The sequence below is a fragment of the Streptomyces sp. NPDC051822 genome (genome assembly GCF_044452745.1).
Classification (GTDB): domain Bacteria; phylum Actinomycetota; class Actinomycetes; order Streptomycetales; family Streptomycetaceae; genus Streptomyces.
Map to the genome: position 1 here is coordinate 979,840 of NZ_JBITBZ010000002.1, position 25,830 is coordinate 1,005,669.

General features: G+C 73.0%; 23 protein-coding genes. 14 read left to right on the forward strand and 9 right to left on the reverse strand.

Going from position 1 to position 25,830, the window contains the following annotated elements; genetic code table 11:
- Positions 1–110 precede the first annotated feature (110 nt).
- The 3 genes from ACIA8N_RS10245 (at position 111) to ACIA8N_RS10255 (ending at position 3,301) form a co-directional block, all read left to right on the forward strand.
- Complete coding sequence (locus tag ACIA8N_RS10245; protein WP_365780533.1) at positions 111–956, forward strand: GNAT family N-acetyltransferase; 846 nt, start codon at positions 111–113, stop codon at positions 954–956.
- Positions 957–984: 28 nt separating this feature from the next.
- Positions 985–1,530 carry a GNAT family N-acetyltransferase gene (locus ACIA8N_RS10250; RefSeq protein ID WP_365780534.1) on the forward strand — a complete coding sequence of 182 codons (546 nt, stop codon included), beginning with the start codon at positions 985–987 and terminating at the stop codon, positions 1,528–1,530.
- A 70-nt stretch (positions 1,531–1,600) separates the two neighbouring features.
- Positions 1,601–3,301, forward strand: a complete 1,701-nt coding sequence (locus ACIA8N_RS10255) for a proline--tRNA ligase (RefSeq protein ID WP_365780535.1) — start codon at positions 1,601–1,603, stop codon at positions 3,299–3,301.
- Between the two features lie 63 nt (positions 3,302–3,364).
- On the opposite strand, the gene ACIA8N_RS10260 is transcribed toward ACIA8N_RS10255, so the two are convergent.
- From ACIA8N_RS10260 to ACIA8N_RS10275, 4 genes are all read right to left on the reverse strand, one after another.
- Entirely contained in the window at positions 3,365–4,297 is a 933-nt protein-coding gene (locus ACIA8N_RS10260) for a slipin family protein (protein WP_365780536.1), read from the reverse strand.
- A gap of 67 nt (positions 4,298–4,364) precedes the next feature.
- The gene (locus tag ACIA8N_RS10265; RefSeq protein WP_365780537.1) at positions 4,365–5,273 is read right to left on the reverse strand and encodes an aminoglycoside phosphotransferase family protein; all 909 of its coding nucleotides are present in this window, start codon (positions 5,271–5,273) and stop codon (positions 4,365–4,367) included.
- Positions 5,274–5,304: 31 nt separating this feature from the next.
- Positions 5,305–5,721, reverse strand: a complete 417-nt coding sequence (locus ACIA8N_RS10270; RefSeq protein WP_365780538.1) for a ferritin-like domain-containing protein — start codon at positions 5,719–5,721, stop codon at positions 5,305–5,307.
- Entirely contained in the window at positions 5,718–6,263 is a 546-nt protein-coding gene (locus ACIA8N_RS10275; RefSeq protein ID WP_365780539.1) for a hypothetical protein, read from the reverse strand. Before ACIA8N_RS10275 ends, ACIA8N_RS10270 begins: the two co-directional genes overlap by 4 nt.
- A 166-nt stretch (positions 6,264–6,429) precedes the next feature.
- Between ACIA8N_RS10275 and rimP the strand changes: the two genes are divergently transcribed.
- The 9 genes from rimP to ACIA8N_RS10320 all read left to right on the forward strand — a co-directional run bounded on the left by rimP (position 6,430) and on the right by ACIA8N_RS10320 (position 18,200).
- Positions 6,430–6,936, forward strand: coding sequence for a ribosome maturation factor RimP (gene rimP / locus ACIA8N_RS10280; protein ID WP_365780540.1), 507 nt, complete (start codon positions 6,430–6,432; stop codon positions 6,934–6,936).
- A 2-nt stretch (positions 6,937–6,938) separates the two neighbouring features.
- A complete protein-coding gene (gene nusA / locus ACIA8N_RS10285; protein WP_030206586.1) occupies positions 6,939–7,934 on the forward strand; it encodes a transcription termination factor NusA in 996 nt (331 codons plus the stop codon).
- 74 nt (positions 7,935–8,008) lie between these two features.
- On the forward strand, positions 8,009–8,290 hold the full coding sequence (locus ACIA8N_RS10290) for a YlxR family protein (RefSeq protein ID WP_078623400.1): 282 nt from the start codon (positions 8,009–8,011) through the stop codon (positions 8,288–8,290).
- Positions 8,291–8,437: 147 nt separating this feature from the next.
- Entirely contained in the window at positions 8,438–11,539 is a 3,102-nt protein-coding gene (gene infB / locus ACIA8N_RS10295) for a translation initiation factor IF-2 (protein ID WP_365780541.1), read from the forward strand.
- Positions 11,540–11,687: 148 nt separating this feature from the next.
- Positions 11,688–11,981 carry a DUF503 domain-containing protein gene (locus ACIA8N_RS10300; RefSeq protein WP_030206595.1) on the forward strand — a complete coding sequence of 98 codons (294 nt, stop codon included), beginning with the start codon at positions 11,688–11,690 and terminating at the stop codon, positions 11,979–11,981.
- Between the two features lie 30 nt (positions 11,982–12,011).
- Positions 12,012–12,452 carry a 30S ribosome-binding factor RbfA gene (gene rbfA, locus ACIA8N_RS10305; protein ID WP_365780542.1) on the forward strand — a complete coding sequence of 147 codons (441 nt, stop codon included), beginning with the start codon at positions 12,012–12,014 and terminating at the stop codon, positions 12,450–12,452.
- The gene (truB, locus tag ACIA8N_RS10310; RefSeq protein ID WP_365780543.1) at positions 12,449–13,348 is read left to right on the forward strand and encodes a tRNA pseudouridine(55) synthase TruB; all 900 of its coding nucleotides are present in this window, start codon (positions 12,449–12,451) and stop codon (positions 13,346–13,348) included. The genes rbfA and truB overlap by 4 nt, the downstream gene beginning before the upstream one ends.
- Positions 13,349–13,585: 237 nt before the next feature.
- On the forward strand, positions 13,586–17,203 hold the full coding sequence (locus ACIA8N_RS10315; protein ID WP_365786862.1) for a trypsin-like peptidase domain-containing protein: 3,618 nt from the start codon (positions 13,586–13,588) through the stop codon (positions 17,201–17,203).
- 31 nt (positions 17,204–17,234) lie between these two features.
- Positions 17,235–18,200: a bifunctional riboflavin kinase/FAD synthetase gene (locus ACIA8N_RS10320; RefSeq protein ID WP_365786864.1), complete on the forward strand. Its 966-nt coding sequence runs from the start codon at positions 17,235–17,237 to the stop codon at positions 18,198–18,200.
- Between the two features lie 80 nt (positions 18,201–18,280).
- Here the strand turns inward: ACIA8N_RS10320 and ACIA8N_RS10325 are convergent, their stop codons facing one another.
- Positions 18,281–19,552, reverse strand: coding sequence for a cytochrome P450 (locus tag ACIA8N_RS10325; RefSeq protein WP_365786867.1), 1,272 nt, complete (start codon positions 19,550–19,552; stop codon positions 18,281–18,283).
- A gap of 178 nt (positions 19,553–19,730) precedes the next feature.
- Here ACIA8N_RS10325 and ACIA8N_RS10330 point away from each other — a divergent pair, with 178 nt between their 5' ends.
- Complete coding sequence (locus ACIA8N_RS10330) at positions 19,731–20,864, forward strand: type III polyketide synthase (protein WP_399416064.1); 1,134 nt, start codon at positions 19,731–19,733, stop codon at positions 20,862–20,864.
- A 98-nt stretch (positions 20,865–20,962) separates the two neighbouring features.
- Positions 20,963–21,865 carry a hypothetical protein gene (locus ACIA8N_RS10335; protein WP_365786871.1) on the forward strand — a complete coding sequence of 301 codons (903 nt, stop codon included), beginning with the start codon at positions 20,963–20,965 and terminating at the stop codon, positions 21,863–21,865.
- Between the two features lie 11 nt (positions 21,866–21,876).
- Here the strand turns inward: ACIA8N_RS10335 and ACIA8N_RS10340 are convergent, their stop codons facing one another.
- Genes ACIA8N_RS10340 through ACIA8N_RS10355 form a run of 4 tightly spaced genes read right to left on the reverse strand, consistent with a single transcriptional unit; the run spans position 21,877 to position 25,826 of the window.
- The gene (locus ACIA8N_RS10340) at positions 21,877–22,878 is read right to left on the reverse strand and encodes an ABC transporter ATP-binding protein (RefSeq protein ID WP_365786907.1); all 1,002 of its coding nucleotides are present in this window, start codon (positions 22,876–22,878) and stop codon (positions 21,877–21,879) included.
- 1 nt (position 22,879) lies between these two features.
- Positions 22,880–23,866: an ABC transporter ATP-binding protein gene (locus ACIA8N_RS10345; RefSeq protein WP_365786873.1), complete on the reverse strand. Its 987-nt coding sequence runs from the start codon at positions 23,864–23,866 to the stop codon at positions 22,880–22,882.
- Positions 23,863–24,768 carry an ABC transporter permease gene (locus ACIA8N_RS10350; protein ID WP_365786875.1) on the reverse strand — a complete coding sequence of 302 codons (906 nt, stop codon included), beginning with the start codon at positions 24,766–24,768 and terminating at the stop codon, positions 23,863–23,865. Before ACIA8N_RS10350 ends, ACIA8N_RS10345 begins: the two co-directional genes overlap by 4 nt.
- On the reverse strand, positions 24,765–25,826 hold the full coding sequence (locus tag ACIA8N_RS10355; RefSeq protein ID WP_365786877.1) for an ABC transporter permease: 1,062 nt from the start codon (positions 25,824–25,826) through the stop codon (positions 24,765–24,767). The genes ACIA8N_RS10350 and ACIA8N_RS10355 overlap by 4 nt, the downstream gene beginning before the upstream one ends.
- Between the last annotated feature and the right edge of the window lie 4 nt (positions 25,827–25,830).

Sequence of the window (25,830 nt, forward strand, 5' to 3'; positions counted from 1 at the left end):
AAGCCCCGCCGCCCGCCCCGGGCAGCGGGGCTTCGCACTGCCGCAGGCGTGGTTCCGGAGCCTCCGGGTACAGTGCGGGAATCAGCAGAACGTACCGTGAGGCCCCCCTCGTGTTGACACAACCCTCCACCCGGGTCCTCGAACCCGCCGACCTCGGCGCCGCACTCGCCGTCCTGGAGAGCGCCCCCGTCGAGAACGCCTTCGTGACCGCCCGCGTCCAGGTCGCCGGACTCGACCCGTGGCGCCTCGGCGGCGAGATGTGGGGCTGGTACAGCGAGGGCCGGCTGCGTTCCCTCTGCTACTCCGGTGCCAACCTGGTGCCCCTCTGCGCCACCCCCGAGGCCGTCCGCGCCTTCGCCGACCGGGCCCGCAGGGTCGGCCGCCGCTGCTCCTCGATCGTCGGCCCCGCCGAGCCCACCGGCGAACTGTGGCGGCTACTCGAACCCAGCTGGGGCCCCGCGCGCGACATCCGCGCCCGCCAGCCGCTGATGGTCGCGGAGGCGCCGTCCACCACGGTCCCGGCCGACCCGCTGGTGCGCCGCGTCCGCAAGGACGAGATGGACGTGATCATGCCCGCCTGCGTGGCCATGTTCACCGAGGAGGTCGGCGTCTCCCCGCTCGCCAACGACGGCGGCCTGCTCTACCAGGCCCGGGTCGCCGAACTCGTCGGCGCGGGCCGCTCCTTCGCCCGCATCGAGGACGGCAAGGTCGTCTTCAAGGCGGAGATCGGCGCCGCCACCCGGCAGGCCTGCCAGATCCAGGGCGTCTGGGTCGCCCCCGAACACCGCGGCAAGGGCCTCTCGGAGACCGGCATGGCCGCCGTGCTCCGGTACGCGCTCGCGGATGTCGCACCTCTCGTCAGCCTGTACGTGAACGACTACAACACCCCGGCGAGGGCGGCGTACCGCCGTGTCGGCTTCCAGGAGACCGGCGCCTTCATGAGCGTGCTGTTCTGAGGCCCCGGCCGCTTGTAGGGTGCGCCGCATGGATGACGCAGAGGTCATGATCGGACCGGTCAATCTCGCCGCCCGGGTGGACGAGGCGCTCGCCGTGCAGGCGCTCGCCTTCGGCCTGGACGAGGACGAGATCGCCGTACGCCGCCACATCGTGCTGCGCCACCTGCTGTGCCCCGGCGCCCGCGCCTACGGGGCCACCACGCCCGACGGCGCGCTCGTCGGATTCGTGTACGGGATGCCCAACGACCGCACCCACTGGTGGTCCACCGTCGTCGAGCCGTACCTGCGCGCCACCGGCACCGCCGACTGGCTCGACGACTCCTTCGTCATCACCGAACTGCACGTCCACCCGGCCCACCAGGGCAGGGGCCTCGGCCGTGAACTGATCACCACCATCACCGACACGGCCGCCGAGCCGCGCTCGATCCTCTCCGCGATCGACACGGAGAGCCCGGCCCGCGGCCTCTACCGCTCCCTCGGCTACACCGACCTCGCCCGCCAGGTCCACTTCCCGAGCGCCGCCCGCCCGTACGCCGTGATGGGGGCGCCCCTGCCGCTCGAGCGCCGGAACTGATTTCTCCGACGCGGTGCCGCCCGGCTAACCTCGGGCCATCACCGTCAGTCCCGGCAGGAGTACGAGAACCATGGCCAACGCACCGGTCCAGCGCATGTCCCAGTTGATGGCGAAGACGCTGCGCGACGACCCGGCCGACGCCGAGGTCCTCAGCCACAAGCTCCTCGTCCGCGCCGGCTACGTCCGTCGCACCGCCGCCGGCATCTGGAGCTGGCTGCCCCTCGGCAAGAAGGTCCTCTCCAACATCGAGCGCATCGTCCGCGAGGAGATGGACGCGATCGGCGCGCAGGAGGTCACCCTCCCCGCGCTGCTGCCCCGCGAGCCGTACGAGGCGACCGGCCGCTGGAACGAGTACGGCGCCGAACTCTTCCGTCTCCAGGACCGCAAGGGCGGCGACTACCTCCTCGGCCCGACGCACGAGGAGATCTTCACCCTCCTGGTCAAGGACCAGTGCTCGTCCTACAAGGACCTGCCGGTCATCCTGTACCAGATCCAGAACAAGTTCCGTGACGAGGCCCGCCCCCGCGCCGGCATCCTGCGCGGCCGTGAGTTCCTGATGAAGGACTCGTACTCCTTTGACACCGAGGACGAGGGCCTGGCCCGGTCCTACGCCCTGCACCGTCAGGCCTACGAGCGCGTCTTCGAGCGCCTCGGCCTCGACTACCGCATCGTCGCCGCCACCGCCGGCGCCATGGGCGGCTCGAAGTCCGAGGAGTTCCTCGCCCCGGCCGAGGCCGGCGAGGACACCTTCGCCGACTGCCCGAACTGCGACTTCGCGGCCAACACCGAGGCCGTCTCCTACGAGCTGCAGACGGTCGACGGCTCCGCCGTCCCGGCCGCCGAGGAGATCCCGACCCCCGACACCCCGACGATCGAGACCCTCGCCGCCTCGCTCGGCGTGCCGGCCTCCGCCACGCTCAAGAACCTCCTCGTGCGGGTCGACGGCGAGATCGTCGCCGTGGGCGTGCCGGGCGACCGTGAGGTCGATCTCGGCAAGGTCGAGGAGCACTTCGCGCCGGCCACCGTCGAGATGGTGACCGAGGCGGACTTCGCGGCCCGTCCCGACCTGGTACGCGGCTACGTCGGCCCGCAGGGCCTGGAGAAGGTCACGTACCTCGCCGACCCGCGCGTGGCACCCGGCACCTCCTGGATCACGGGCGCCAACAAGGAGGGCATGCACGCGAAGAACGTCGTCGCGGGCCGTGACTTCGAGGTCTCCGAGTACGTCGACGTCGTCGTCGTGCAGGAGGGCGACCCGTGCCCGAAGTGCGGCACCGGCCTGAAGCTGGACCGCGCCATCGAGATCGGCCACATCTTCCAGCTGGGCCGCAAGTACGCCGACGCCCTCAAGCTCGACGTCCTCGGCCAGAACGGCAAGCCGGTCCGCGTGACCATGGGCTCGTACGGCATCGGCGTCTCCCGCGCGGTGGCGGCGCTCGCCGAGCAGACCGCCGACGAGAAGGGCCTGTGCTGGCCGGCCGAGGTCGCCCCGGCCGACGTCCACGTCGTCGCCGCCGGCAAGGCGCTCCAGACCGAGCTGGCGCTCGACGTCTCCGACAAGCTGGCCGCGGCCGGTCTGCGGGTCCTGGTCGACGACCGCGCGGGCGTCTCCCCGGGCGTCAAGTTCACCGACTCGGAGCTCATGGGCGTCCCGCAGATCCTGGTGGCGGGCCGCCGCGCGGCCGAGGGCGTCCTGGAGCTGAAGGACCGCCGCACGGGCGAGCGCGAGGAGCTGACCGTCGACGAGGCGATCGCCCGCCTCACGGCGTGAGCGAACGAGGTGGCCGGGCCCGACCGGGCCCGGCCACCTCTCTGCCGCGCGGGCGCGGGGGCCTCAGCCGGCGTCCTCCCGCGGCGCCGGTTCCACCGACGTCCCCGTCAGGTCCTCGATCGCGTCCGCCGCGTCGGCCCGTCCCGCCAGGTACGCGTCCGTGCGTGGGGGCACCGGCGGTACCGGCGGCATGTGCGTCATCGTCTCGGCGTGCCCCGCGGAGGCCCCCGGGGACCCGGGCGTCGCCCGTTCCAGGAACCTCAGCAGCTCCACCGGGATCGGCAGCACCAGCGTCGAGTTCTTCTCGGCCGACACGGCCATCACCGTCTGCAGCAGCCGCAGCTGGAGCGCCGCCGGCTGCGCGGACATGACCTGCGCCGCCTCCGACAGCTTCTTCGACGCCTGGAGCTCCGCGTCCGCGTTGATCACCCGCGCCCGCCGCTCCCGGTCCGCCTCCGCCTGCCGGGCCATGGAGCGCTTCATCGTCTCCGGCAGCGACACGTCCTTGATCTCGACCCGGTCGATCTGCACGCCCCAGCCGATCGCGGGGGAGTCCAGCATCAGTTCGAGCCCCTGGTTGAGCTTCTCCCGGTTCGACAGCAGGTCGTCGAGGTCGCTCTTGCCGATGATGGACCGCAGCGAGGTCTGCGCCATCTGCGAGACCGCGAACTTGTAGTCCTCGACCCTGACGAGCGCCTCCGCGGCGTCGACGACCTTGAAGTAGACCACCGCGTCCACCCGGACGGTCACGTTGTCCCGGGTGATGCCCTCCTGCGCGGGCACGGGCATCGTGACGATCTGCATGTTCACCTTGTGCAGGCGGTCCACGCCCGGAACGATCATGGTGAAGCCGGGCGCGCGGACGTCGTTGCGCAGTCGGCCGAAGCGGAAGACGACGCCACGCTCGTACTGCTTCACGACCCGGGCCGCCGCGCCCGTGTACACCGCGACCGCCGCGGCCGCGCCGGCCGCCGCCATCAGCAGCTCTTCGATCATCACGGCCCCCTGGGAATCGAGCCGCCGAACGCCGCGGACCGGCGAACGGTACAAAAAGGGTATTCCCCTACAGCCAGCTCGCGAACTCGAGAAGCAGCTCGGCATCCTGCCGCCGCCCCGCCGCCAGCGCCCGCGTGCCCGATTCCACCGCGCGGAACAGGGTCCAGCCGTGCAGCCGCTCCCGGTCCAGGTCCAGCGAGTCCGCCAGCTTGTTGACCCGCCGCCGGGCCGCCGAGGCGCCCGAGGACGCGGCCACCAGGTCCTCGACCCGGTCCCGTACGAGCCGGGCCAGGTCGTACGCCCGCTCGCCGACCAGCGGCTCGGGCCCGACGGCCAGCCAGGGCGCCCGGTCCCCGGCGAGGACCTTGCCCTGCCGGAAGTTCCCGTGCAGCAGCAGCGTCTCCGCCTCGCCCGCCACCAGCTCCTCACGCGCCGCGAGCGCCGCCGCCGTCAGCTCGCCGGTCGCCGCGTCGGACAGGTGCGGGCGCATCGCCTCCGCCTGCCGGGCCGTCCGCTCGGTCACCGTCTCGAAGCCGTGCTCCGCCGGGGGCTCGACCCACAGCTTGCGTACCGTCCCCGCCGCCTCCAGGAGCGCCTTCGCCTCGGGCAGCGAGCGCAGCGAGACCTCGTGGTGCAGCCGTTCGAGGACGAGGGCGTCCGCCCCTGTCCCCCCGACCTCGTCGAGCAGCAGGGCGGCGCCCCAGCCGTTCCAGTGCGCGAGGGCCTCCCGCTCCCGCTCGGGCCGGCTGAAGGGGGGTGCGATCTTGAGCGCGGCGGGGGAGCCGTCCGAGCGCCGGACGAGCACGACGAGGCTGCTCCGCCCGCCCGGCGCCAGCACGCGTTCGGCGTCCAGGGAGGCCTGGTCGAGCACCTGGTCGGCGAGCCCGGGCAGTTTCCCGAGCCACTCGGCCGCGGCGGCGTCCCCGTACGTCTCACCGAGCGCCTTCACCAGTCGCTGCGGCGGTTCGAAAGCCATACGTGCGTTGTTCCTTCGGTCGGGGCGGGGCTCACACCCGCTCGGCGAGCCCAGGAAAGGTTACGTCGCTGCCGCGCCAGCGGACGGCCCGTACCGCCGCCTCCCTGAGCGCGGCGGCCGCCTCGCGCCGCCGTGGTCCCTCGGATGCCCGGACCAGGTCGGAGTACACCCCGGCGACCCGGTCCTCCAGTACCGCCGCGAGCCGCACCGCGCCGGCCGGGTCCGCGACCCCGAACGGCAGCTCGTACGCGGCCGCCGCCACCACCGGCGTGCCGCCGAGGTCCCGGACGGCCCTGCGCAGCGCGTCACGGCGCCCCCGGTGGGCCTCGTGGGCCGCCGCGGCCTCGGCCCGCCGCTCGGCTCCGATCCGGCCGCCGACGACCCCGTACCCGTACACCGCCGCGTGCTCGGCGGCCAGCGCGGCCTGGGTCGCTTCGAGGGCGCTCATGCCCGGGCTCCTTCGGTCAGCAGATAGGCGTGGGCCGCGCCGGCGGCGGCCACGGAGGCGAGCAGCCTGGCGTACTCGGGCGGCGCGGTGAGCAGGGCGGCGGTGTGCGCGTCGGCGGCCGTGCGCTCGGCCGCCGCGAGCTCCTTGAGCGCCGCGAGGGGGTCACCGGTGACCGGTACGGGGGCGGAAGCGGTCTTCGAGGGTGCGCTCTTCGATGGCGTGGCCGTCGCGGGCCGCACCGTCGTACCGCCCTCCCCGAGGGCCTTCGCGTGCGCCGCCACCGAGCGCCGGAGCGGGGTCAGCCGGGGCGCGAGCGCCGGGTGGGCGGCGAGGGTCGCGTCGTACCGTTCGAGCAGGGTCCGGGAGGCGGTCACCGAGCGGAGCCGCAGCGCCGCCTCGGCGCGCGCCACCCGTTCGGCCTCCAGTTCGGCGGCGCCGGGCCGCCGCGGACCGGGGGCCTCCGAGGTGCAGCCCGCGAGGACCGCCGTGGCGGCGGCCGAGACCCCCGCCGTCAGGAGTGCGCGCCTGCCCGTCGTCGTCACGCTCTCTCCTCAGCCGTGGTATGTCGTCGAAGATCGTCGGATCACCGCAGGCGAGCGTACCCGCGGGGCCCGGGGCGGTGGACGGCAACACCCTCCCGGACCGGATACCCTTTGGTCTGACACGCGACGAACACACAACAGCACACGCGGCCGAGGAGTCACCCGGATGAGCACCACCCAGAGCGACAGGCTGCGCGGACTCGTGGAGCCGCTCGTCCACGCGAGGGACCTGGATCTGGAAGAGATCGAGGTGTCCCGGGCCGGCCGCCGCGGACTGCTGAGGATCGTCGTCGACTCGGACGAGGGCGTGGAGCTGGACGCCTGTGCCGAGCTGAGCCGCGCGATCTCGGAGAAGCTCGACGAGACCGACGCGATGGGCGAGGGCGAGTACGTCCTCGAAGTCAGCTCTCCTGGCGCCGACCGGCCTCTGACGCAACACCGCCACTACGAGCGGGCCGTCGGCCGGCTGGTGAAGCTCCAGCTGTCCGTCGACGATGCTTCCGAAGAGCTGGTCGCGCGGATCCTCACCGTGGACGCGGACGGCCTCGACCTCGAAGTGCCGGGCGTGAAGGGGCGCAAGCCCACCGCCCGCCGGGTCGGGTTCGCCGACATCGTCAAGGCGCGTGTCGAGATCGAGTTCAACCGCAAGGACAAGAAGGAAGAGGAGGCGTAGCCGTGGACATCGACGTGAAGCTGCTCAAGGGCTTGGCGCATGAGAAGGAGATCTCCTTCGACCTGCTGGTCGAGGCGATCGAGTCGGCCCTCCTCATCGCCTACCACCGCACCCCCGACGCCCGCCGCCACGCACGCGTGGAGCTGGACCGGGCCACCGGGCACGTGACGGTGTGGGCGAAGGAAGACCCCTCCGACCTGGAGGAGGGCCAGGAGCCCAAGGACTTCGACGACACCCCGTCCGACTTCGGCCGGATCGCGGCGAGCACCGCCCGCCAGGTCATCCAGCAGCGGCTGCGGGACGCCGAGAACGACGTGACGTTCGGCGAGTACGCGCGCCGCGAGGGCGATGTCGTCGCCGGTGTGGTGCAGCAGGGCAAGGACCCGAAGAACGTCCTGGTCCGCCTCGACGACAAGCTGGAAGCCATTCTTCCGGTGCAGGAGCAGGTGCCGGGCGAGGACTACACGCACGGTCTGCGGCTGCGCACGTACGTCGTCCGGGTGGCGAAGGGTGTGCGCGGTCCGTCCGTCACCCTTTCGCGTACGCATCCCAATCTGGTGAAGAAGCTGTTCGCACTCGAGGTGCCGGAGATCGCCGACGGATCGGTCGAGATCTCGGCCATCGCCCGTGAGGCCGGTCACCGCACCAAGATCGCCGTCCGTTCCACCCGTTCGGGTCTGAACCCCAAGGGCGCCTGCATCGGCCCGATGGGCAGCCGCGTGCGGAACGTGATGGCGGAGCTGCTGGGCGAGAAGATCGACATCGTCGACTGGTCGGACGACCCGGCCGAGATGGTGGCGAACGCGCTCTCCCCGGCGCGGGTCTCCCGGGTCGAGATCGTCGACATGGCGGCCCGTTCCGCCCGTGTGACGGTGCCGGACTACCAGCTGTCGCTCGCCATCGGCAAGGAGGGCCAGAACGCCCGCCTCGCCGCGCGCCTCACCGGCTGGCGGATCGACATCCGGCCGGACACGGAGCCGAGCGGTCCGGAGGACTGAGACCGTTTTTGGCCAACGACTGTTCGATTCTTGCCCCAAACAGGTGAGGTCGGTACGGGGAGGTAGACTTAATCGTGTCTGGCCGGACGCAGGCCCGTGCGTGCCCTGAGCGAACCTGTGTGGGATGCCGGGAGCGAGCGGCCAAGAGCGATCTGCTGCGGATCGTGGTGAGCAAGGACGAATGCGTTCCCGATCATCGCGGTACGCTGCCCGGCCGGGGTGCGTACCTGCACCCCGCCGTGGTCTGTCTCGACCTGGCGGTCCGCCGCCGAGCGTTCCCGAGGGCCTTCAGGGTCCAGGGCCCGCTCGACACCGCGGAACTCCGTCACCACGTCGAGCGGCCGACACCGCAGTGAAGAAGTACGGCACGGAACACCGTGCGGTCAGGTACCTCGCGAGTTGGAAGTAGGTCGAGATTGCGATGAGCACTCGATGAGTACGCGATGAGTACGCCCATGAAGTAGCGACGGTCCGGCGGTAACCGGACCTCACAAAGGAGCAAAGTGGCTAAGGTCCGGGTATACGAACTCGCCAAGGAGTTCGGTGTGGAGAGCAAGGTCGTCATGGCCAAGCTCCAAGAACTCGGTGAATTCGTCCGTTCGGCGTCCTCGACGATCGAGGCGCCGGTCGTGCGCAAGTTGACTGACGCACTGCAGGGTCCCGGCGGCAACGCCGGCAAGACCGCTGCCAAGCCTGGCGCGCCCCGCAAGGCGGCGCCCTCCCCCGCGGCGCCGTCCCCGGCCGCCGCGGCACGTCCCGCTGCCCCGAAGCCCGGCGCCCCGGCCCCCAAGCCGGCCCCCGCCGCGCCTGCGGCGCCCGCCCCGGTCACTCCGGTGACTCCGGCCGCGCCCGCGAGCAGCACCCCCTCTCCGGCTCCGGCCGCCTCGGGCCCCCGCCCGGGCCCGAAGCCCGCGCCGAAGCCGGTCACGCCGGCTCCGGCCGCCCCCGAGTTCACCGCGCCTCCGTCGGCTCCCGCCGCCGGTCAGCGCCCCGGTGCCTCGGGTCCCCGCCCCGCCGGCGAGCGTCCGGCCCGTCCGGCCCAGCAGGCTCCCCGCCCGCAGGGTCAGGGCGCGCCGCGTCCGCAGGGCCAGGGCGCTCCCCGTCCGGGCGGTGCCCGTCCGGCCGGTCCGCGTCCCGGCAACAACCCCTTCACCTCGGGTGGCTCCACCGGCATGGCGCGGCCGCAGTCGCCCCGTCCCGGTGGCGGCGCCCCGCGTCCGCAGGGTGGCCCCGGCGCCGCTCCGGGCGCTCCGCGTCCGCAGGGCGGCCCCGGTGGCGCCCCGCGTCCCCAGGGTCAGGGCGGCGCCCGTCCGACCCCCGGTGGCATGCCTCGCCCGCAGGCTCCCCGTCCGGGCGGCGCGCCCGGCGGTAACCGTCCGAACCCGGGCATGATGCCGCAGCGTCCCGCGGCCGGCCCGCGTCCCGGTCCTGGCGGTCGTGGCCCCGGTGGCCCCGGCGGCCGTCCGGCAGGTCCCGGCGGTGGCGGCGGCGGTCGTCCCGGCTTCACCGGTCGTCCGGCCGGTCCCGGCGGTGGCGGTGGCGGCTTCGCCGGCCGTCCCGGTGGTCCCGGTGGTGGCGGCGGCGGTCGTCCGGGTGGTCCCGGCGGCGGTGGCGGCGGCTTCGGCGGTCGTCCCGGTGGCTTCGGTGGCCGTCCCGGCGGTCCGGGTGGACGTGGTGGCACGCAGGGCGCCTTCGGTCGTCCCGGCGGTCCCGCGCGTCGTGGTCGCAAGTCGAAGCGTCAGAGGCGCCAGGAGTACGAGGCCATGCAGGCCCCGTCCGTGGGCGGCGTGATGCTTCCCCGCGGTGGCGGCGAGGTCATTCGCCTGTCGCGCGGTGCGTCCCTCACCGACTTCGCCGAGAAGATCGGCGCCAACCCGGCGTCGCTCGTCGCGGTGATGATGAACCTCGGCGAGATGGTCACGGCGACGCAGTCGGTCTCCGACGACACGCTGCAGATGCTCGGTGACGAGATGAACTACACCGTTCAGATCGTCAGCCCCGAGGAGGAGGACCGCGAGCTGCTCGAGTCCTTCGACATCGAGTTCGGCGAGGACGAGGGCGGCGAAGAGGCTCTGGTCTCCCGTCCGCCGGTCGTCACCGTCATGGGTCACGTCGACCACGGTAAGACCCGACTGCTCGACGCGATCCGCAAGACGAACGTCGTCGCGGGCGAGGCCGGTGGCATCACCCAGCACATCGGTGCCTACCAGGTGGGTACCGAGGTCAACGGCGAAGAGCGTCGCATCACCTTCATCGACACCCCGGGTCACGAGGCGTTCACCGCCATGCGTGCCCGTGGTGCGAAGTCGACCGACATCGCGATCCTCGTGGTCGCGGCCAACGACGGCGTCATGCCGCAGACGATCGAGGCGCTCAACCACGCCAAGGCCGCCGGCGTCCCGATCGTCGTCGCGGTCAACAAGATCGACGTCGAGGGTGCGGACCCGACCAAGGTCCGCGGTCAGCTGACCGAGTTCGGTCTGGTGGCCGAGGAGTACGGCGGCGACACGATGTTCGTCGACATCTCCGCCAAGCAGGGTCTGCACATCGACTCCCTGCTCGAGGCCGTCGTCCTCACCGCCGACGCCTCGCTCGACCTGCGGGCCAACCCGAACCAGGACGCGCAGGGTATTGCGATCGAGTCCCACCTCGACCGTGGTCGCGGTGCCGTCTCGACCGTCCTGGTCCAGCGCGGAACGCTGCGCATCGGCGACACCGTGGTGGTCGGCGACGCGTACGGCCGCGTCCGGGCGATGCTCGACGACAAGGGCAACAACGTCGAGGAGGCGACCCCGTCGACTCCCGTCCTGGTGCTCGGTCTCACCAACGTGCCGGGTGCCGGCGACAACCTCCTGGTGGTCGACGAGGACCGTACGGCGCGTCAGATCGCCGAGAAGCGCGCTGCGCGTGAGCGCAACGCCGCCTTCGCCAAGCGCGTCCGCCGGGTGTCCCTCGAGGACCTCGACAAGGTGCTCAAGGCCGGTCTCGTCCAGGAACTCAACCTCATCATCAAGGGCGACGCGTCCGGTGCGGTCGAGGCCCTCGAGGCTTCGCTGCTCCAGCTCGACGTCGGCGAAGAGGTCGACATCCGTGTCCTGCACCGCGGTGTGGGTGCGGTCACCGAGTCGGACATCGACCTGGCCATGGGCTCCGACGCCATCGTCATCGGCTACAACGTCCGCGCTGCGGGCCGCGCGGCGCAGATGGCGGAGCGCGAAGGCGTCGACGTCCGGTACTACTCGGTCATCTACCAGGCGATCGAGGAGATCGAGGCGGCCCTGAAGGGTCTCCTCAAGCCGGAGTACGAAGAGGTCGAGCTCGGTACGGCGGAGATCCGCGAGGTCTTCCGCTCGTCCAAGCTGGGCAACATCGCCGGTGTCCTCATCCGCTCGGGCGAGGTCAAGCGCAACACCAAGGCGCGTCTGGTCCGCGACGGCAAGGTCATCGCCGAGGACCTCACGATCCACGGTCTGCGCCGCTTCAAGGACGACGTCACCGAGATCCGCGAAGGCTTCGAGGGCGGTATCAACCTCGGAAACTTCAACGACATCAAGATCGACGACGTCATCGCGACGTACGAGATGCGCGAGAAGCCGCGCGGCTGATCGCGTCCCATCGCAGCAGTGAGCCGGGGCCGGTCGGCGGAAAGTATTCCGTCGATCGGCCCCGGCCGTTGCGTGTACGGTTTCCGGTGTCCCCGCCGAGTGGTCGGCGGGAACACCGAACCCGAACCGGCGGGACATCCGGACACACATGTATGTGGGGACACTGTCCTTCGATCTGCTCCTCGGCGACGTTCGTTCGTTGAAGGAGAAACGCTCCCTCGTCAAGCCGATCGTCGCCGAGCTCCATCGGAAGTTCGCGGTGAGCGTGGCGGAGGTCAGCGGCCAGAACCTCCACCGGCGGGTCGAGATCGGCGTCGCGATGGTGTCGGGGGACACGGCACATCTCAGCGACGTACTGGACCGGTGCGAGCGGCTCGTCGCCGCCCGCCCCGAGGTGGAGCTGCTGTCGGTGCGCCGCAGGCTCCACACTGATGAAGACTGATTTGAGCAAGGCAAAGAAGGAGAAGGACCAGTGGCCGACAACGCGCGGGCGAAGAAGCTGGCAGACCTCATCCGGGAGGTGGTCGCCGAGAAGCTGCAGCGCGGCATCAAGGACCCCCGCCTGGGTACGCACGTGACCATCACGGACACCCGCGTCACCGGCGACCTGCGGGAGGCCACGGTCTTCTACACGGTCTACGGCGACGAGGAGGAGCGGGCGAGCGCCGCCGCCGGCCTGGAGAGTGCCAAGGGCATCCTCCGTTCGGCCGTGGGCCGTGCCGCCCAGACCAAGTTCACGCCGACGCTGACCTTCGTGGCCGACGCCCTCCCGGAGAACGCCAAGACCATCGAGAACCTCCTCGACAAGGCGCGGGCCATCGACGCCCAGGTGCGGGAGGCGTCCTCGGGCGCCGCCTTCGCGGGCGACGCCGACCCCTACAAGAAGCCGGGCGAGGACGAAGCCGCCGAATGAGCAACGCAGCAAAGACGCCCGACGGCCTTGTCATCGTCGACAAGCCGTCGGGCTTCACCTCGCACGACGTCGTGGCCAAGATGCGTGGGATCGCCAGGACCCGCCGCGTCGGCCACGCCGGCACCCTCGACCCCATGGCCACGGGCGTCCTCGTCCTCGGCGTGGAGCGGGCCACCAAGCTCCTCGGTCACCTCGCGCTGACCGAGAAGGAGTACCTGGGCACCATCCGCCTGGGCCAGACCACGATCACCGATGACGCCGAGGGCGAGATCACGGCGTCGGTCGACGCTTCGAAGGTCACCCGAGAAGGCATCGACGCGGGCGTCGCCGAGCTGACCGGCGCCATCATGCAGGTGCCGTCGAAGGTCTCCGCGATCAAGATCGACGGCAAGCGGTCGTACGCGCGCGTGCGTGGCGGCGAGGAGTTCGAGATCCCGGCCCGCCCGGTCACCGTCTCCTCCTTCCAGGTGTACGACGTCCGCGAGGCGACCGCCGAGGACGGCACTCCCGTCGTCGACCTGGTCGTCTCCGTCGTCTGCTCCTCCGGTACGTACATCCGGGCGCTCGCCCGGGACCTCGGCGCCGGGCTCGGCGTGGGCGGTCATCTGACCGCGCTGCGCCGCACCCGGGTCGGCCCGTACAAGCTGGACTCGGCGAGGACGCTCGACCAGCTCCAGGAGGAGCTCACCGTCATGCCGGTCGCCGACGCGGCCGCGGCGGCGTTCCCCCGGTGGGAGGTCGACGAGAAGCGGGCCGCGCTGCTGCTCAACGGCGTCCGTCTGGAGATGCCGGCGTACCCGGCGGGTCCGGTCGCGGTCTACGGGCCGGACGGGAAGCTCCTCGCACTCGTCGAGGACCAGCGGGGCAAGGCCAAGAGCCTCGCCGTCTTCGGCTGACACACGGGCCGCTGGGACAAGGGCCGCTGAGACACGGGCCGTAGGACTTCACGGTGGGGCGGGCACGCGCGCGTGCCCGCCCCACCGTTGTCCCCCCATCCCCCCGGGGGAGTCTGTCCGGCGGACACCGCGAAATCACCCCATCGGGGAGGCGCTCGGAGTGAATGGGGGAGTGCCAGGGGGCGCGTTTCCCCTCGTGCGCCTCCGGGTGATCACCGGCGACCTACCGTCGACACCATGGGACGCGGGGACCTGGCGACGCTGGTACGTATCTGCGATCTGGCGGGCCGGCCGCGCGGTACCGGATTCCTCGCCGACCACCACGGAACGGTCGTCACCAGCCACGAAGCCGTCGACGGGCTCAGCCGTGTCCTTCTGCGCGCCCCCGGCGACCGGAGCTGGCTCGCCGAGGCCGAGGCCGTCACCCCCCTGCCGGAGCGCGGCCTCGCGCTCGTGCGCACCGAAGGGCTCGGCGTCCGCCCGCTGCCGCTCGCGACCCGCGACCGGATCGACCCCGGCACGTACGTGCGGATCGCCGCCCAGGGCTGGCGCGAGGCCCGTGTCCTCGGCCCCGCCGCCGTCACGTACGTCGCCGCCGACCGCTGCCACGACCTCACCGAGGCCCTCGAACTCGCCATCGGCACCGAGGGGGCCGAGGCCCTCCGCCTCAGCGGACAGGCCGCCGGCGGCCCCGTCCTCGACACCGCCACCGGCACCGTCCTCGCCGTCCTCGGCACCGCTCTGCACGGCCGTCGCAAGGCCGCCGGATACGCCGTGCCCATCCGGCCCGACGGTCCCCTCACCGCCGTGCTCCGGCGCAACGCGGCCACCGTCCCCGCCTACGGCCCCGACCTCAACCTCGCCGGAATCCTGGAGCTCACCGCGACCTCCGCCGGACCAGCGCGGGAGCCCGACCCCTGGCCCGAGCCCGTCGAACGGCCCGAGTGCGTCCGCGAGTTCACCCGCTTCGCGGCGGGCGACGCACCGGTCCTCGCGCTCGTCGGCGCCCCCGGCACCGGCCGCACCACCGCGCTCGCCGCGCTCTGCGCCCGCCGCGCCGGGGGCGCCGCCCCGGCCCCCACCGTCCGGCTGCGCGGCGCCGACCTGCGCGCCGAGGACCGCTCGCTCGCCGACGCCGTCGGCCGCGCCCTGCACCAGGCGGGCCGTATCGTCGCCGCCTCCGGTGCGCTCGGGGACACCACGACCGCCACCCCCGAACGGGCCGCAGCCCTCGCCCACGAGGCGGGCCGCCCGCTCCTCGTCGTCCTCGACGGCCCCGAGGAGATGCCGCCGCTCCTCGCCCACCGGCTCGCCGACTGGACCACCGCCACCGAGGACTGGCTCCGCGCCCACCACACCCACCTCGTCACCGCCTGCCGCCCCGAGCACTGGGAACTGGCCGGGGCCCTCTACACGCCGGGCGCGCTCCACCGGCCGGCCACTGGACAGGGACACGGACCCGGACTGGGACCCGGACCCGGACTGGGACTCGGACCTGGGGAAGCAGCGCCCGCCGCCCTCGTCCTCGGGCCGTACTCCGCGACGGAGGCGCGGGCCGTACGCGAGGGATACGGCCTCCGGGAGACGGACCTCGCCGAGTGCGACGCCCGGCACCCGCTCGCTCTGCGGCTGCTCGCCGAGGTGCGGGCCGCGCTGCCGGGGCACGTACCCGGGCGGCCGGCACGCGAGGAGATCTTCACCGCCTACCTGGACCTCATGTGCCTGCGGATCGCCGTCCGGATCGCCGCGGGCTCCCGGCCGCTCGCCCGGGGGACCGCCGTACGCCGGCTGGCCGCGCGCGTGACCGGCCAGGTCCACGAGGCGGCCCGCCGGTGCCTAGGCCCCGGGCACGGCGTCCTCGACCGGACCTCCTTCGAGCAGCTCTTCCCCTGGCGGGACGGCTGGGCCTCCGCGGTCCTCACCGAAGGCCTGCTCGTCCCCGCCGGCAGCGGCTACCGCTTCGCCCACGAGGAGCTCGCGGACTGGGTGCAGGCCGCCCACCTGGACCTGGACGCGGCCCTCCCCACGCTCCTCTCGGCGGGCACCGCTTCCCCGGCGCCGGGAGGCGAGGCCCGGCCGGGTCCGCCCGGCTCGTCCCTCCACCCGCTCGGCCCCGTCGCCCCGACGTTCCCCTCGGCCCCTCCCGCCGCACCGGTTCCCCGGCAGCGCACCGCCGAGGACCCGCTGCCGGCCGGCCGGCCACCCGTCCCGCGCCACCGCATCGGCCCCGTGCTCCAGGCACTGCTGCTGCTCCACCGCGAACGCGGCCCGGCGGCCCTCGCCCCGCACCTCACCACCCTCGCCGAAGCCCTCGCCCGCTTCGCGGACGCGGACCCCGGAGGACCGCCGGCCGGTGACGGGCCCTGGTGGGCCGCCCGGCTGTTCGGGGAGACCCTGCGGCGGCTGTCCGACCCCCGGCCGTATCTGCCCGCCCTGCGGCTGCTCGCCGACCTGATCGGGGCCCGCCCCGGGCGGCACGCCGAGTTCGCCGCGTTCGGGCCGGAATTCTGGCTGGGGCTCCCGCTCGGTGAGGACGAGCGGATCGACCTGCTGCGACGGCTCGTGCCCGCAGACCCGCCGCCAGGCGCGGAAAGCGACGGTGAGCGGAGTCTCGACGCCGTCGCCGGGATGCTCGCCGCCGACCCCCGGGGCGTCCAGCCCCTCCTCTGCCGCTGGTTCGGCGACGACCGCCCCCTCCCCTCCGCCCCGCACGCGACCGTCGCCGACGCCGCCCAGGCCCTGCTGCACACCCATCGGGCGCTCGCCGTCGACGACCTGTGCGAGGCGCTCGTCGCCACCGCCCACCCGCTCGCCGACGGTCTTCTCGCCTCCCTCGCCGAGGACGAGCCCGCCGCCCTCTGCCGGGCCGTCGACCGCTGGGCCCACGACGACGGGCGCCCGGAGCGACGCGTCGCCGCCGCCGCGTACGGACATCTGGTCGCCGGACGCGCCGCCACCTCCGCCGACCGCGAACTCCTCCGCTACGCCGCCCTCGCCCTGCTCGCCCGCCCGGGCGACCAGGCCCTCCACGGTGCCGCCCTCGGCCTCCTGATCCGCGACCCGCACACCAGGGCCCGCCACCTGCCCCGCGCCCTCGCCGAGCCCCGGGTGCCCGCCGACGCGCTCGCCGAGGCCCTCGCGGCCCACCCCGGGCCGGTGCTCGCCGCCTTCCGGGCCCGGCTGCACGGCACGGGCGAGGCTCCGGCCGCCGCCCTGCGCGCCCTCGCCGAGGTCGACACGCCCGCCCTCGCACGCCGGATCGCCGTGCTCGTCCGCGAGTACGTGGCCCGCCACCCCGAGGGCGCGGGACACGCCGCCGCCTTCGTCGACCGGCGGTTCGAGGACGGCCCGGCGGCCAGGGCCGTGCTCTTCCCGCTGGTCGCCGGGCTGATCCGGGGCCGCCCCGCCGCGGTCCGCCGCGCCCTCGCCCCCGTCCTCGCCGCCCCCGGCACCGGAGCCTCCCGCCATCTGCGGGCCGAACTGCTCGACGTACTCCTCGAACACGAGCGGTACGAGGCCGAGGCGGGCGAGTTCACCGTCCTGGAGGCCCTCCTGAGGGCCGCGGCCGAGGGCGCCGAACTCCGCAGCGAGCCGCGCACCAGGGAGCTCACCCTCCGGGCCGGCACCCTGTGGGCCCGTACCCCCGAAGGCGCGGGGCGGCTCGACCCGGCCCTCGCGGGACTCGCCCGCGCGCGGCCCGCGTTCGCCGTGCTGCTCGCCCGCTGGACGGTCGCGGCCCCCGTCGACTGGGTCCCGCTGCTCGGCCCCGAGTCCCTCCAGGCGCTGCGGCGCCACGGCACTTCCATGCCGATGCGAACCGACGGCCGTGGGCATGGCAGTCTTAGACCTGCGTAATCGGCGAACAGGCGGACGAGGAGCGGTCACAGTGCAGCGCTGGCGTGGCTTGGAGGACATCCCCCAGGACTGGGGGCGCAGCGTCGTCACCATCGGCTCCTACGACGGGGTGCACCGCGGACACCAGCTGATCATCGGGCGGGCCGTGGAGCGCGCCCGGGAGCTGGGCGTGCCGGCCGTCGTCGTGACCTTCGACCCGCACCCCTCCGAGGTCGTGCGGCCCGGCAGCCATCCGCCGCTGCTCGCCCCGCACCACCGGCGCGCCGAGCTGATGGCCGACCTCGGGGTCGACGCGGTGCTCGTGCTCCCCTTCACCGCCGAGTTCTCCCAGCTGTCCCCGGCCGACTTCATCGTCAAGGTGCTCGTCGACAAGCTGCACGCGAAGGCCGTCATCGAGGGCCCCAACTTCCGCTTCGGGCACCGGGCCGCCGGGAACGTCGCCTACCTGTCCGAGCTGGGCGCCACCTACGACTACGAGGTCGAGGTCATCGACCTGTACGTCTGCGGCGAGGCGGGCGGCGGTGAACCCTTCTCCTCCACCCTCACCCGCCGGCTGGTCGCCGAGGGCGACATGGCGGGGGCCGCCGAGGTCCTCGGCCGCCCGCACCGGGTCGAGGGCATCGTGGTCCGCGGCGCGCAGCGCGGCCGCGAGCTCGGCTTCCCGACGGCCAACGTCGAGACCCTGCCGCACACGGCGATCCCGGCGGACGGCGTCTACGCGGGCTGGCTGACGGCCGCGGGCGAGCGGATGCCGGCGGCCATCTCGGTCGGCACGAACCCGCAGTTCGACGGCACGGAGCGGACGGTGGAGGCGTACGCCATCGACCGCGAGGGGCTCGACCTGTACGGGCTGCACGTTGCCGTGGACTTCCTGGAGTACGTGCGCGGGATGCTCAAGTTCGACACCCTGGACGACCTGCTCCTGGCGATGGCGGGCGACGTGAAGCGCTGCCGGGAGCTGACCGAGGCGTACGACCGCGAGCACGCGGAGGCCTGAGCCGGGGCGGAGGTCTGAGCCGGGGCGGAGGCCTGGTCCGGGCGGAGGCCTGATCCCGGCCCCCGCCCGCCCCGTACGGCTCACCAGGTGACGAAGAGCTCCTTCGGACCGCGGATCAGCCCCTTCGACTGCCACACCACGTCCTCGGGGGCGTCCGCCAGCCGCAGCCCCGGATAGCGGCTCAGCAGCGTCGACAGCATCACCTCCGACTCCATCCGGGTGAGCATCGCGCCCATGCAGTGGTGCGGCCCGTGCCCGAAGGACACGTGCCCGGTGCCCTCCCGGTCGAAGTCGAGGGTGTGCGGGTCGTCGAAGACCTCCGGGTCCCGGTTGGCCGCCAGGTAGGAGGCGTACACCGCCTCACCCGCCCGGATCAGCACCCCGCCGATCTCGACGTCCTCCGTGGCGATCCGGGGCAGCCCCACGCCGTTGCGGTGCGGGATCCAGCGCAGCAGCTCGTCCACGGCCTGCGGGATCAGCTCCGGCTCCGCGCGCAGCCGGTCCGCGAGCTCCGGACGGGTGAGCAGGACGTAGACCATGTTGGCGCTGTTGTTCCGTACCGCGTGGGCGCCGCTGATCAGCACGGCCATGGCCAGCGAGACGGCCTCGTCCACGTCGATCCTGCCGTCCGCGAGGGACTCGGCGAGCACCCCCGCCAGATCGTCCCCGGGCTCGGCGAGCCGCCGGTCGAGCAGCCGGGTGATGTAGCCGTGGATCTGCGCCTTGGCCGCCCGGCTGCTCTCAGGACCCGGCCCGGACGACAGGATGAGATCGGGCCAGGAGGCCAGCTCGGCGCGGTCCTCCTCCGGGATGCCGAGCAGGTCGCACACCACCGCCATCGGCAGCGGGCCGTGCAGGTGCTTCACCAGGTCGGCGGGCCGGCCCGCCGCCTCCATCGCGTCCAGGAGCCGGTCGGTGGTCGCCTGGGCCGCCGGGCGGAGCCGCTTGGTGTTCTGCCCGGTGAAGGCCTTGGTGACGGCCTTGCGCAGCTGGGTGTGGTACGGCGGATCGGCGTAGTTGAGGGCGGCCTTCGAGGCCACCATGTGCCCGGTCATCTTCGTGACCTGGCGGTCGAGGAGGGCCGTCCGGCTGAACCTGGGGTCGGAGGTCACCGCGCGCACGTCCTCGTACCGCGTCACCAGCCAGGCCTCGTTGGCCGCGGCGAACGGCAGCCGGATGCGGGCGACGGGCTCCTTGTCGAGGAGCTCGCTGAGCAGCGGGTCGAAGGCGAGGGCCGGAAGGTCGTCGACGGCCCAGTCACGGACGGGCGGCAGGGCGGCCGGGGGCTCGTGGGCCGTACCGGCGGGCGCCGTTCTCGCGGAGGGCGCTTCGGAGGTCGTCTCGGAGGTCATGTGGTGCCTGTTCCCGGCGGCGGACGGCGGCGACCCGCCGAGCGCCCACAGCCCCCTGAACGGAGCACCCCGCCGTTCACCCTGCGTAGGCATCCGGTCGCGCTCGCGGTTGCGGCTTGGCGATCACCGGGTGAGTGTGGGCCGCAGTTCACGCGAACGAGACGAAGGAGCGAGTGTCGTGGTGACTTTGTGCAAGCCCGCTGTGTCCGTGCCCGAGCACGTGATCACGATGGAGGAGACCCTCGACCTCGCCCGCTCACACCATGAGGGGCATCCCCAACTGGCCCTGGCACTGCGGCTGATCGGCAACACCGGGGTGGCCAGGAGACACATCGTCCAGCCCATCGAGGAGACCCTGAAGCATCCGGGCTTCGAGGAACGGAACATCCGCTACGAGGCGGAGGCCAAGGCCCGGGTCCCGGCGGTCGTCCGGGAGGCGCTGGACAACGCGGCGCTGCGTCCCGCGGACATCGACATGATCGTCTACGTGTCGTGCACGGGCTTCATGATGCCCTCGCTCACCGCCTGGATGATCAACACCATGGGCTTCCCCAGCCACACCCGTCAGGTCCCCATCGCGCAGCTCGGCTGCGCCGCCGGCGGAGCGGCGATCAACCGCGCGCACGACTTCTGCACCGCGTACCCCGACGCCAACGTCCTCATCGTGGCCTGCGAGTTCTGCTCGCTCTGCTACCAGCCCACCGACCTCGGCGTCGGCTCGCTGCTCTCCAACGGACTGTTCGGCGACGCCGTCGCCGCCGCCGTGGTGCGCGGCCGGGGTGGCACCGGCATCGGCCTGGAGCGCAACAGCTGCCACCTCGTGCCCGACACCGAGGACTGGATCGCCTACAGCGTCCGCTCCACCGGATTCCACTTCCTGCTCGACAAGCGGGTGCCCGGGACGATGGAACCGCTGGCCCCCGCGCTCCGCGAGGTCGCGGGAGCGCACGGGTGGGACGCCGGGGAGCTGGACTTCTACATCATCCACGCGGGTGGCCCCCGCATCCTCGACGACCTGAGCCGCTTCCTGGAGGTGCCCCCGGAGGCCTTCCGCTTCAGCCGCGCCACGCTGACGGAGTACGGCAACATCGCCAGCGCCGTCGTCCTGGACGCCGTCCGCCGGCTCTTCGACGAGGGCGGGCAGGCCGAGGGCGCGAGGGGCATCCTCGCCGGGTTCGGCCCCGGCATCACCGCCGAGATGTGCCTCGGACGGTGGACGAACGCCCCGGTCTCGCCCGAGCCGAGCCTCGGCACCCGTCGCATCGTGGGCTACTCGCCGCCGTTCCGTCCGGCCCGTACGCCCGCCGCCTGAGCGTCGGCCACCACCCCGTACGGGCGCGAGCACCGCGTGCCCGTACGGATACCGCCCGCACCGCATCGCCCCAGCACGCCCCAGCAGAGGAGAACCGTATGTCCGTCACGCCACCCTCCCGTTCCCGCAAGCGCCCACGGGCCCTGCGCGGCCCCGCCGCGATCACCGCGCTGCTCGCCGGCGCCGCGGCGGCCTCGCTCGCCGGCGCGCCCGCCGAGGCGTCCGCGCCGCGCGCGGTCCGGGTGCCCATGCACCAGTGCTGGGTGAACGGGGTCTCCGCTCCGCCCGGCGACCTGGTGAAGGGCACCAAGGGCGACGACCACATCTTCTGCGACAGCGACCTGGAGAACGTCACCGTGTGGGGCGGCGACGGCAACGACATGATCGAGGTGCGCGGCCTGGTCATCGACTCGGCCGTGATGGGCGGTGAGGGCGACGACGTCATCCGCGCCAAGCACCTCGTGCCCCAGAACGCCTCCAGCATGGTCCGGGGCAACATGGGCAACGACGTCATCAAGGTGGCCACCGTCTCCGGCGACGGCGCGACGCGCGGTGCGGTCGTCCACGGCGACGGCGGTGACGACAAGATCACCACCGGCTCGGTCACCGGCGCCCCCGGCAAGTTCAACCGGGGCGGCGGCATCGTCACCGGGAACGACGGCGCCGACACCATCAAGGTCGGCACGATCGACTTCTCCGGCCGCGTCCTCGGCGGCAGCGAGGCGGACGTCATCGAGGCGAAGGCGCTCGGCCCCGAGTCCGGCGGGCTCATCCAGGCGGGCCCCGGCGACGACAGGATCAGCGGCCCCGACGGTGCGCTCCTCATCGTCGGAGAGCACTGGGGATCGGTGGACGCCGGCGTCGGAAAGGACACCTGCACGGTGAAGTCGGTGTCCACCCGGACGTCCATCAGCTCCTGCGAGGTGATGCCGAAGCCGGCGAACCCGGAGGGCAAGCCGGCGAATCCCGAGGGCAAGCCGGCGCACCCCGCCGCGCGCTGAGCCCCCCGGTCTCAGACCACCGCCTCCCGCGTCACCCAGTGGCAGGCCACCGCCTGTGCCCCGCTGCCGCCGAGAACCGGCAGGTTCTCGCCGCGGCAGCGGTCCGCGACCGCCGCGGCCTCACCCGAGGCGAGGACCTGGCAGCGGGCGTGGAAGCGGCACCCGGACGGGATGCGTGACGGGTCCGGGGGCTCGCCGGTGAGCACCACCGGAGCGTCCCCGGACTCCGGAAGCACCGACAACAGTGCCCGTGTGTAAGGGTGTTGCGGACTGGTCAGTACGGACTCCACCGTGCCGGTCTCCACCACCCGGCCGAGGTACATCACCGCCACCCGGTCCGCGATGTTCCACGCGAGCCCCAGGTCGTGCGTCACCACCAGCGCGGACAGACCGAGTTCGTCCCGCAGGCGCAGCAGCAGCGCCAGGATCTCGCCCCGTACGGACGCGTCGAGGGAGGCCACCGGCTCGTCGGCGACGATGAGTTCGGGCTCCAGGACGAGCGCCCCCGCGATCACCACCCGCTGCCGCTGCCCGCCGGACAGCTCGTGCGGATAGCGCAGGAAGAAGCGCTCGGGGGGCCGCAGTCCGGCCCGCGCGAGAGCCCCGGCGACCGCCTCCCGCTCGCCGGTCCCCGTCCGGTGGACCCCGTGGATCCGCAGCCCCTCCGCCACCGCGTCGTACACGGTGTGCCGGGGGTTCAGCGAACCGCTCGGGTCCTGCAGGACCAGCTGCGCCCGCTTCCGGTAGGCCTTGAGGGCCCCGGAGGAGTAACCGAGCGGCTGCCCGTCGAACGCGACCGTGCCCGACGTGGGCCTGACCAGGCCGAGCAGCGAGCGCGCGAGCGTCGTCTTGCCGCAGCCCGACTCCCCGACGAGCGCCACGATCTCGCCCGCGCCGATGTCGAGGTCCACCCCGTCGACCGCGCGCGCGGTGGCCGCGCCCCGCCGCCCGGGGAAGGTGACGTGCAGTCCGCGCGCCGACAGCAGCGGCCCCGTCGTCGTCTCCGTACTCATGTCACTCATGTCGTACTCCCACATGCACGCAGGCGGCCCGGTGACCCGCACCCGCCTCCCGCAGTTCCTGGTCGCTCGTCCCGCAGGCGTCGACGGCCACCGGGCAGCGCGGATGGAAGGTGCAGCCTCCGGGCAGGTCCGCCGGATCCGGCGGGTCGCCCGGCAGTCCCCGTGGCGCCCGCCGGGACGCGAGGTCCCCGACGCGCGGGAACGCCGAGGAGAGCGCCCGGCCGTAGGGGTGCACGGCGGCCTCGTACACCGCCCGCGCCGGCCCCTCCTCGACGACCCGGCCCGCGTACATCACGGCGAGCCGGTCGCAGGTGTCGGCGAGGACCGCGAGGTCGTGGCTGATCATCAGGAGGCTGATGGACTGCTCGGCGACGAGCCGCTCGATCAGCCGCAGGATCTGCGCCTGGATCATCACGTCGAGCGCCGTCGTCGGCTCGTCCGCGACGATCAGCCGGGGGTCGCAGGCCAGGGCCATCGCGATCATCACGCGCTGCCGCTGCCCGCCGGACAGCTCGTGCGGGTAGGCGGCCGCGCGCGCGGCGGGCAGACCGACGTGTTCGAGCAGCTCCCCGGTGCGCCGACGGGCCGCCGCGGGGGTGGCGCGGCCGTGGACGAGCAGCGGCTCGGCGATCTGGTCCCCGATCCGGTGCACCGCGTTGAGCGAGTGCATCGCGCCCTGGAAGACGATCGAGGCACCCGCCCAGCGCACGGCCCGGAGCTGTCCCCACCGCATGGCGAGGACGTCGTCGCCGTCGAGCAGGATCCGGCCCTCGATCCGCGCCGAGGACGGAAGCAGCCGCAGCAGCGCGAGCGCCAGTGTGGACTTGCCGCAGCCGGACTCGCCGGCCACACCGAGCTTGCTGCCTGCCTCCAGCGTCAGGTCGACCCCGCGCACGGCGGGCACGGCGCTCGCGCCCGACCCGTACGTCACGCTCAGACCGCGTACCTCCAGGAGGCTCCGCGCATGCGTCGTGTTCATCGACCCACCCCCAGCTTCGGGTTGAGCACGGACTCGACGGCCCGGCCGCAGAGCGTGAAGGCGAGGGCGACCAGCGCGATGGCGATGCCCGGCGGGGCCAGGTACCACCAGTGTCCGGAGGAGACCGCACCCGCCTCGCGGGCGTCCTGGAGCATTCCGCCCCAGGAGACGACCGTCGGATCGCCGAGCCCGAGGAAGGCGAGGGTCGCCTCGGTGAGGATGGCGGTGGAGATGCCGAGCGTGGTCTGCGCGAGGACCAGCGGCATCACGTTGGGCAGCACGTGCCGGCTCATGACGTGCCGGTGACCGCCGCCGAGCGCCGTCGCCCGTTCGATGTACGGGCGGGACTCGACGGCGATGGTCTGGGCCCGGACCAGGCGGGCGGTGGTCGGCCAGGAGGTCACGCCGATCGCGAGGACCACCGTCCACATCGACCGGGACATGACGGTGGCGAGCACGATCGCGAGGACCAGGGTGGGCATCACCAGGAACCAGTCGGTGATCCGCATGACGACGGTCGAGAACCAGCCGCCGTAGTGCCCGGCGATGATCCCCACGAGGGTGCCGATGGCGACCGAGAGGGCCGCCGCGAGCAGACCGACGATCAGTGAGATCCGCGCCCCCCAGATCAGCAGCCCCAACAGGGAGCGGCCGAACTGGTCCGTTCCGAGCGGGAATTCGGCGCTCGGTGACTCCAGGGCCGTGCCGGGGGCCTTCGTCACCGACTGCACGTCGGCGCCGACGAGCAGCGGGGCGGTGAGGGCGAGCAGGGCGATCAGGGCCAGCGCGGCGAGGCCGAAGAGCCCGGCGCGATGGGTCCGGTACTGCTTCCAGAAGCGGGACACCGAGGTCCGGCGCCGCTCCCATGCCAGCGACGACGCGGTCGGGTTCACTGAGGTCATCGGCCCACCCGGGGGTCGAGCAGCGGATAGAGCAGGTCGGCGATCAGGTTCATCAGGATCATCGCTCCGGCGAAGACCACGAAGAGCCCCTGGACGAGGGGCAGGTCGGGCACGCTGAGCGCCTGGTAGAACAGCCCGCCGAGCCCCGGCCAGGAGAACACCGTCTCCACCAGGATCGAACCGGCGGCCACATGGCCCAGATTGATGAAGATCATGGTGACGGTCGGCAGGAGCGCGTTCGGTACGGCGTGCCGGCGCCGCACGGCGTCGTCGCGCAGGCCCTTCGCCCGCGCCGTCGTCAGATAGTCGCCCCCCATCTCGTCGAGGAGCGAGGAGCGCATCACGAGCAGGGTCTGCGCGTACCCGACGGCCACGAGCGTGACGACGGGCAGCACCAGGTGGTGGGCCACGTCGAGGACGTACGCGAATCCCGTCTCGCCCGTGCCCGACTCCATGCCGCCGGTCGGGAAGAGCCCGGGGACCGGCCCCATGCCCACGGAGAACACGATGATCAGCAGCAGTCCGAGCCAGAACGACGGCACCGACCACAGGGTCAGCGCGAGGCCGGTGTTCAGCTTGTCGCCGAGGCCGCCGTGGCGCCAGGCCGAGCGGGTGCCGAGCCAGAGCCCGAGCGCCGAGTAGATCACCACGGCGACCCCGGTGAGGAGCAGGGTCGCGGGCAGCTTCTCCGCGATCAGCTCCCCGACCGGGGCGCGGAACTGGAACGAGGTGCCGAGGTCACCGCTGAGCGCCTTGGCGCAGTAGTCGGTGAACTGCTGCCACAGCGGCAGGTCGAGGCCGAACTGACGCCGGAGCGTCGCGAGTTGTCCGGCGGAGGTGGGCACGCCGTGCGTCATCGCCTTCACCGGGTCACCGGGGATGATCCGGAAGAGGAAGAAGCTGGTGACGAGAACGGCGAACAGCGAGACGAGCGCGCCGCCCAGCTTCCCCGCCGCGTGGCGGAGATAGCCGAGGGAGGAACCGGTGCGGGGTGCGCCGTCCGTGGCGCGGGCCTTCTCGGCCCGCGCCACGTCGGCGGGAGTGCTTGCCGTCGTCACGTTC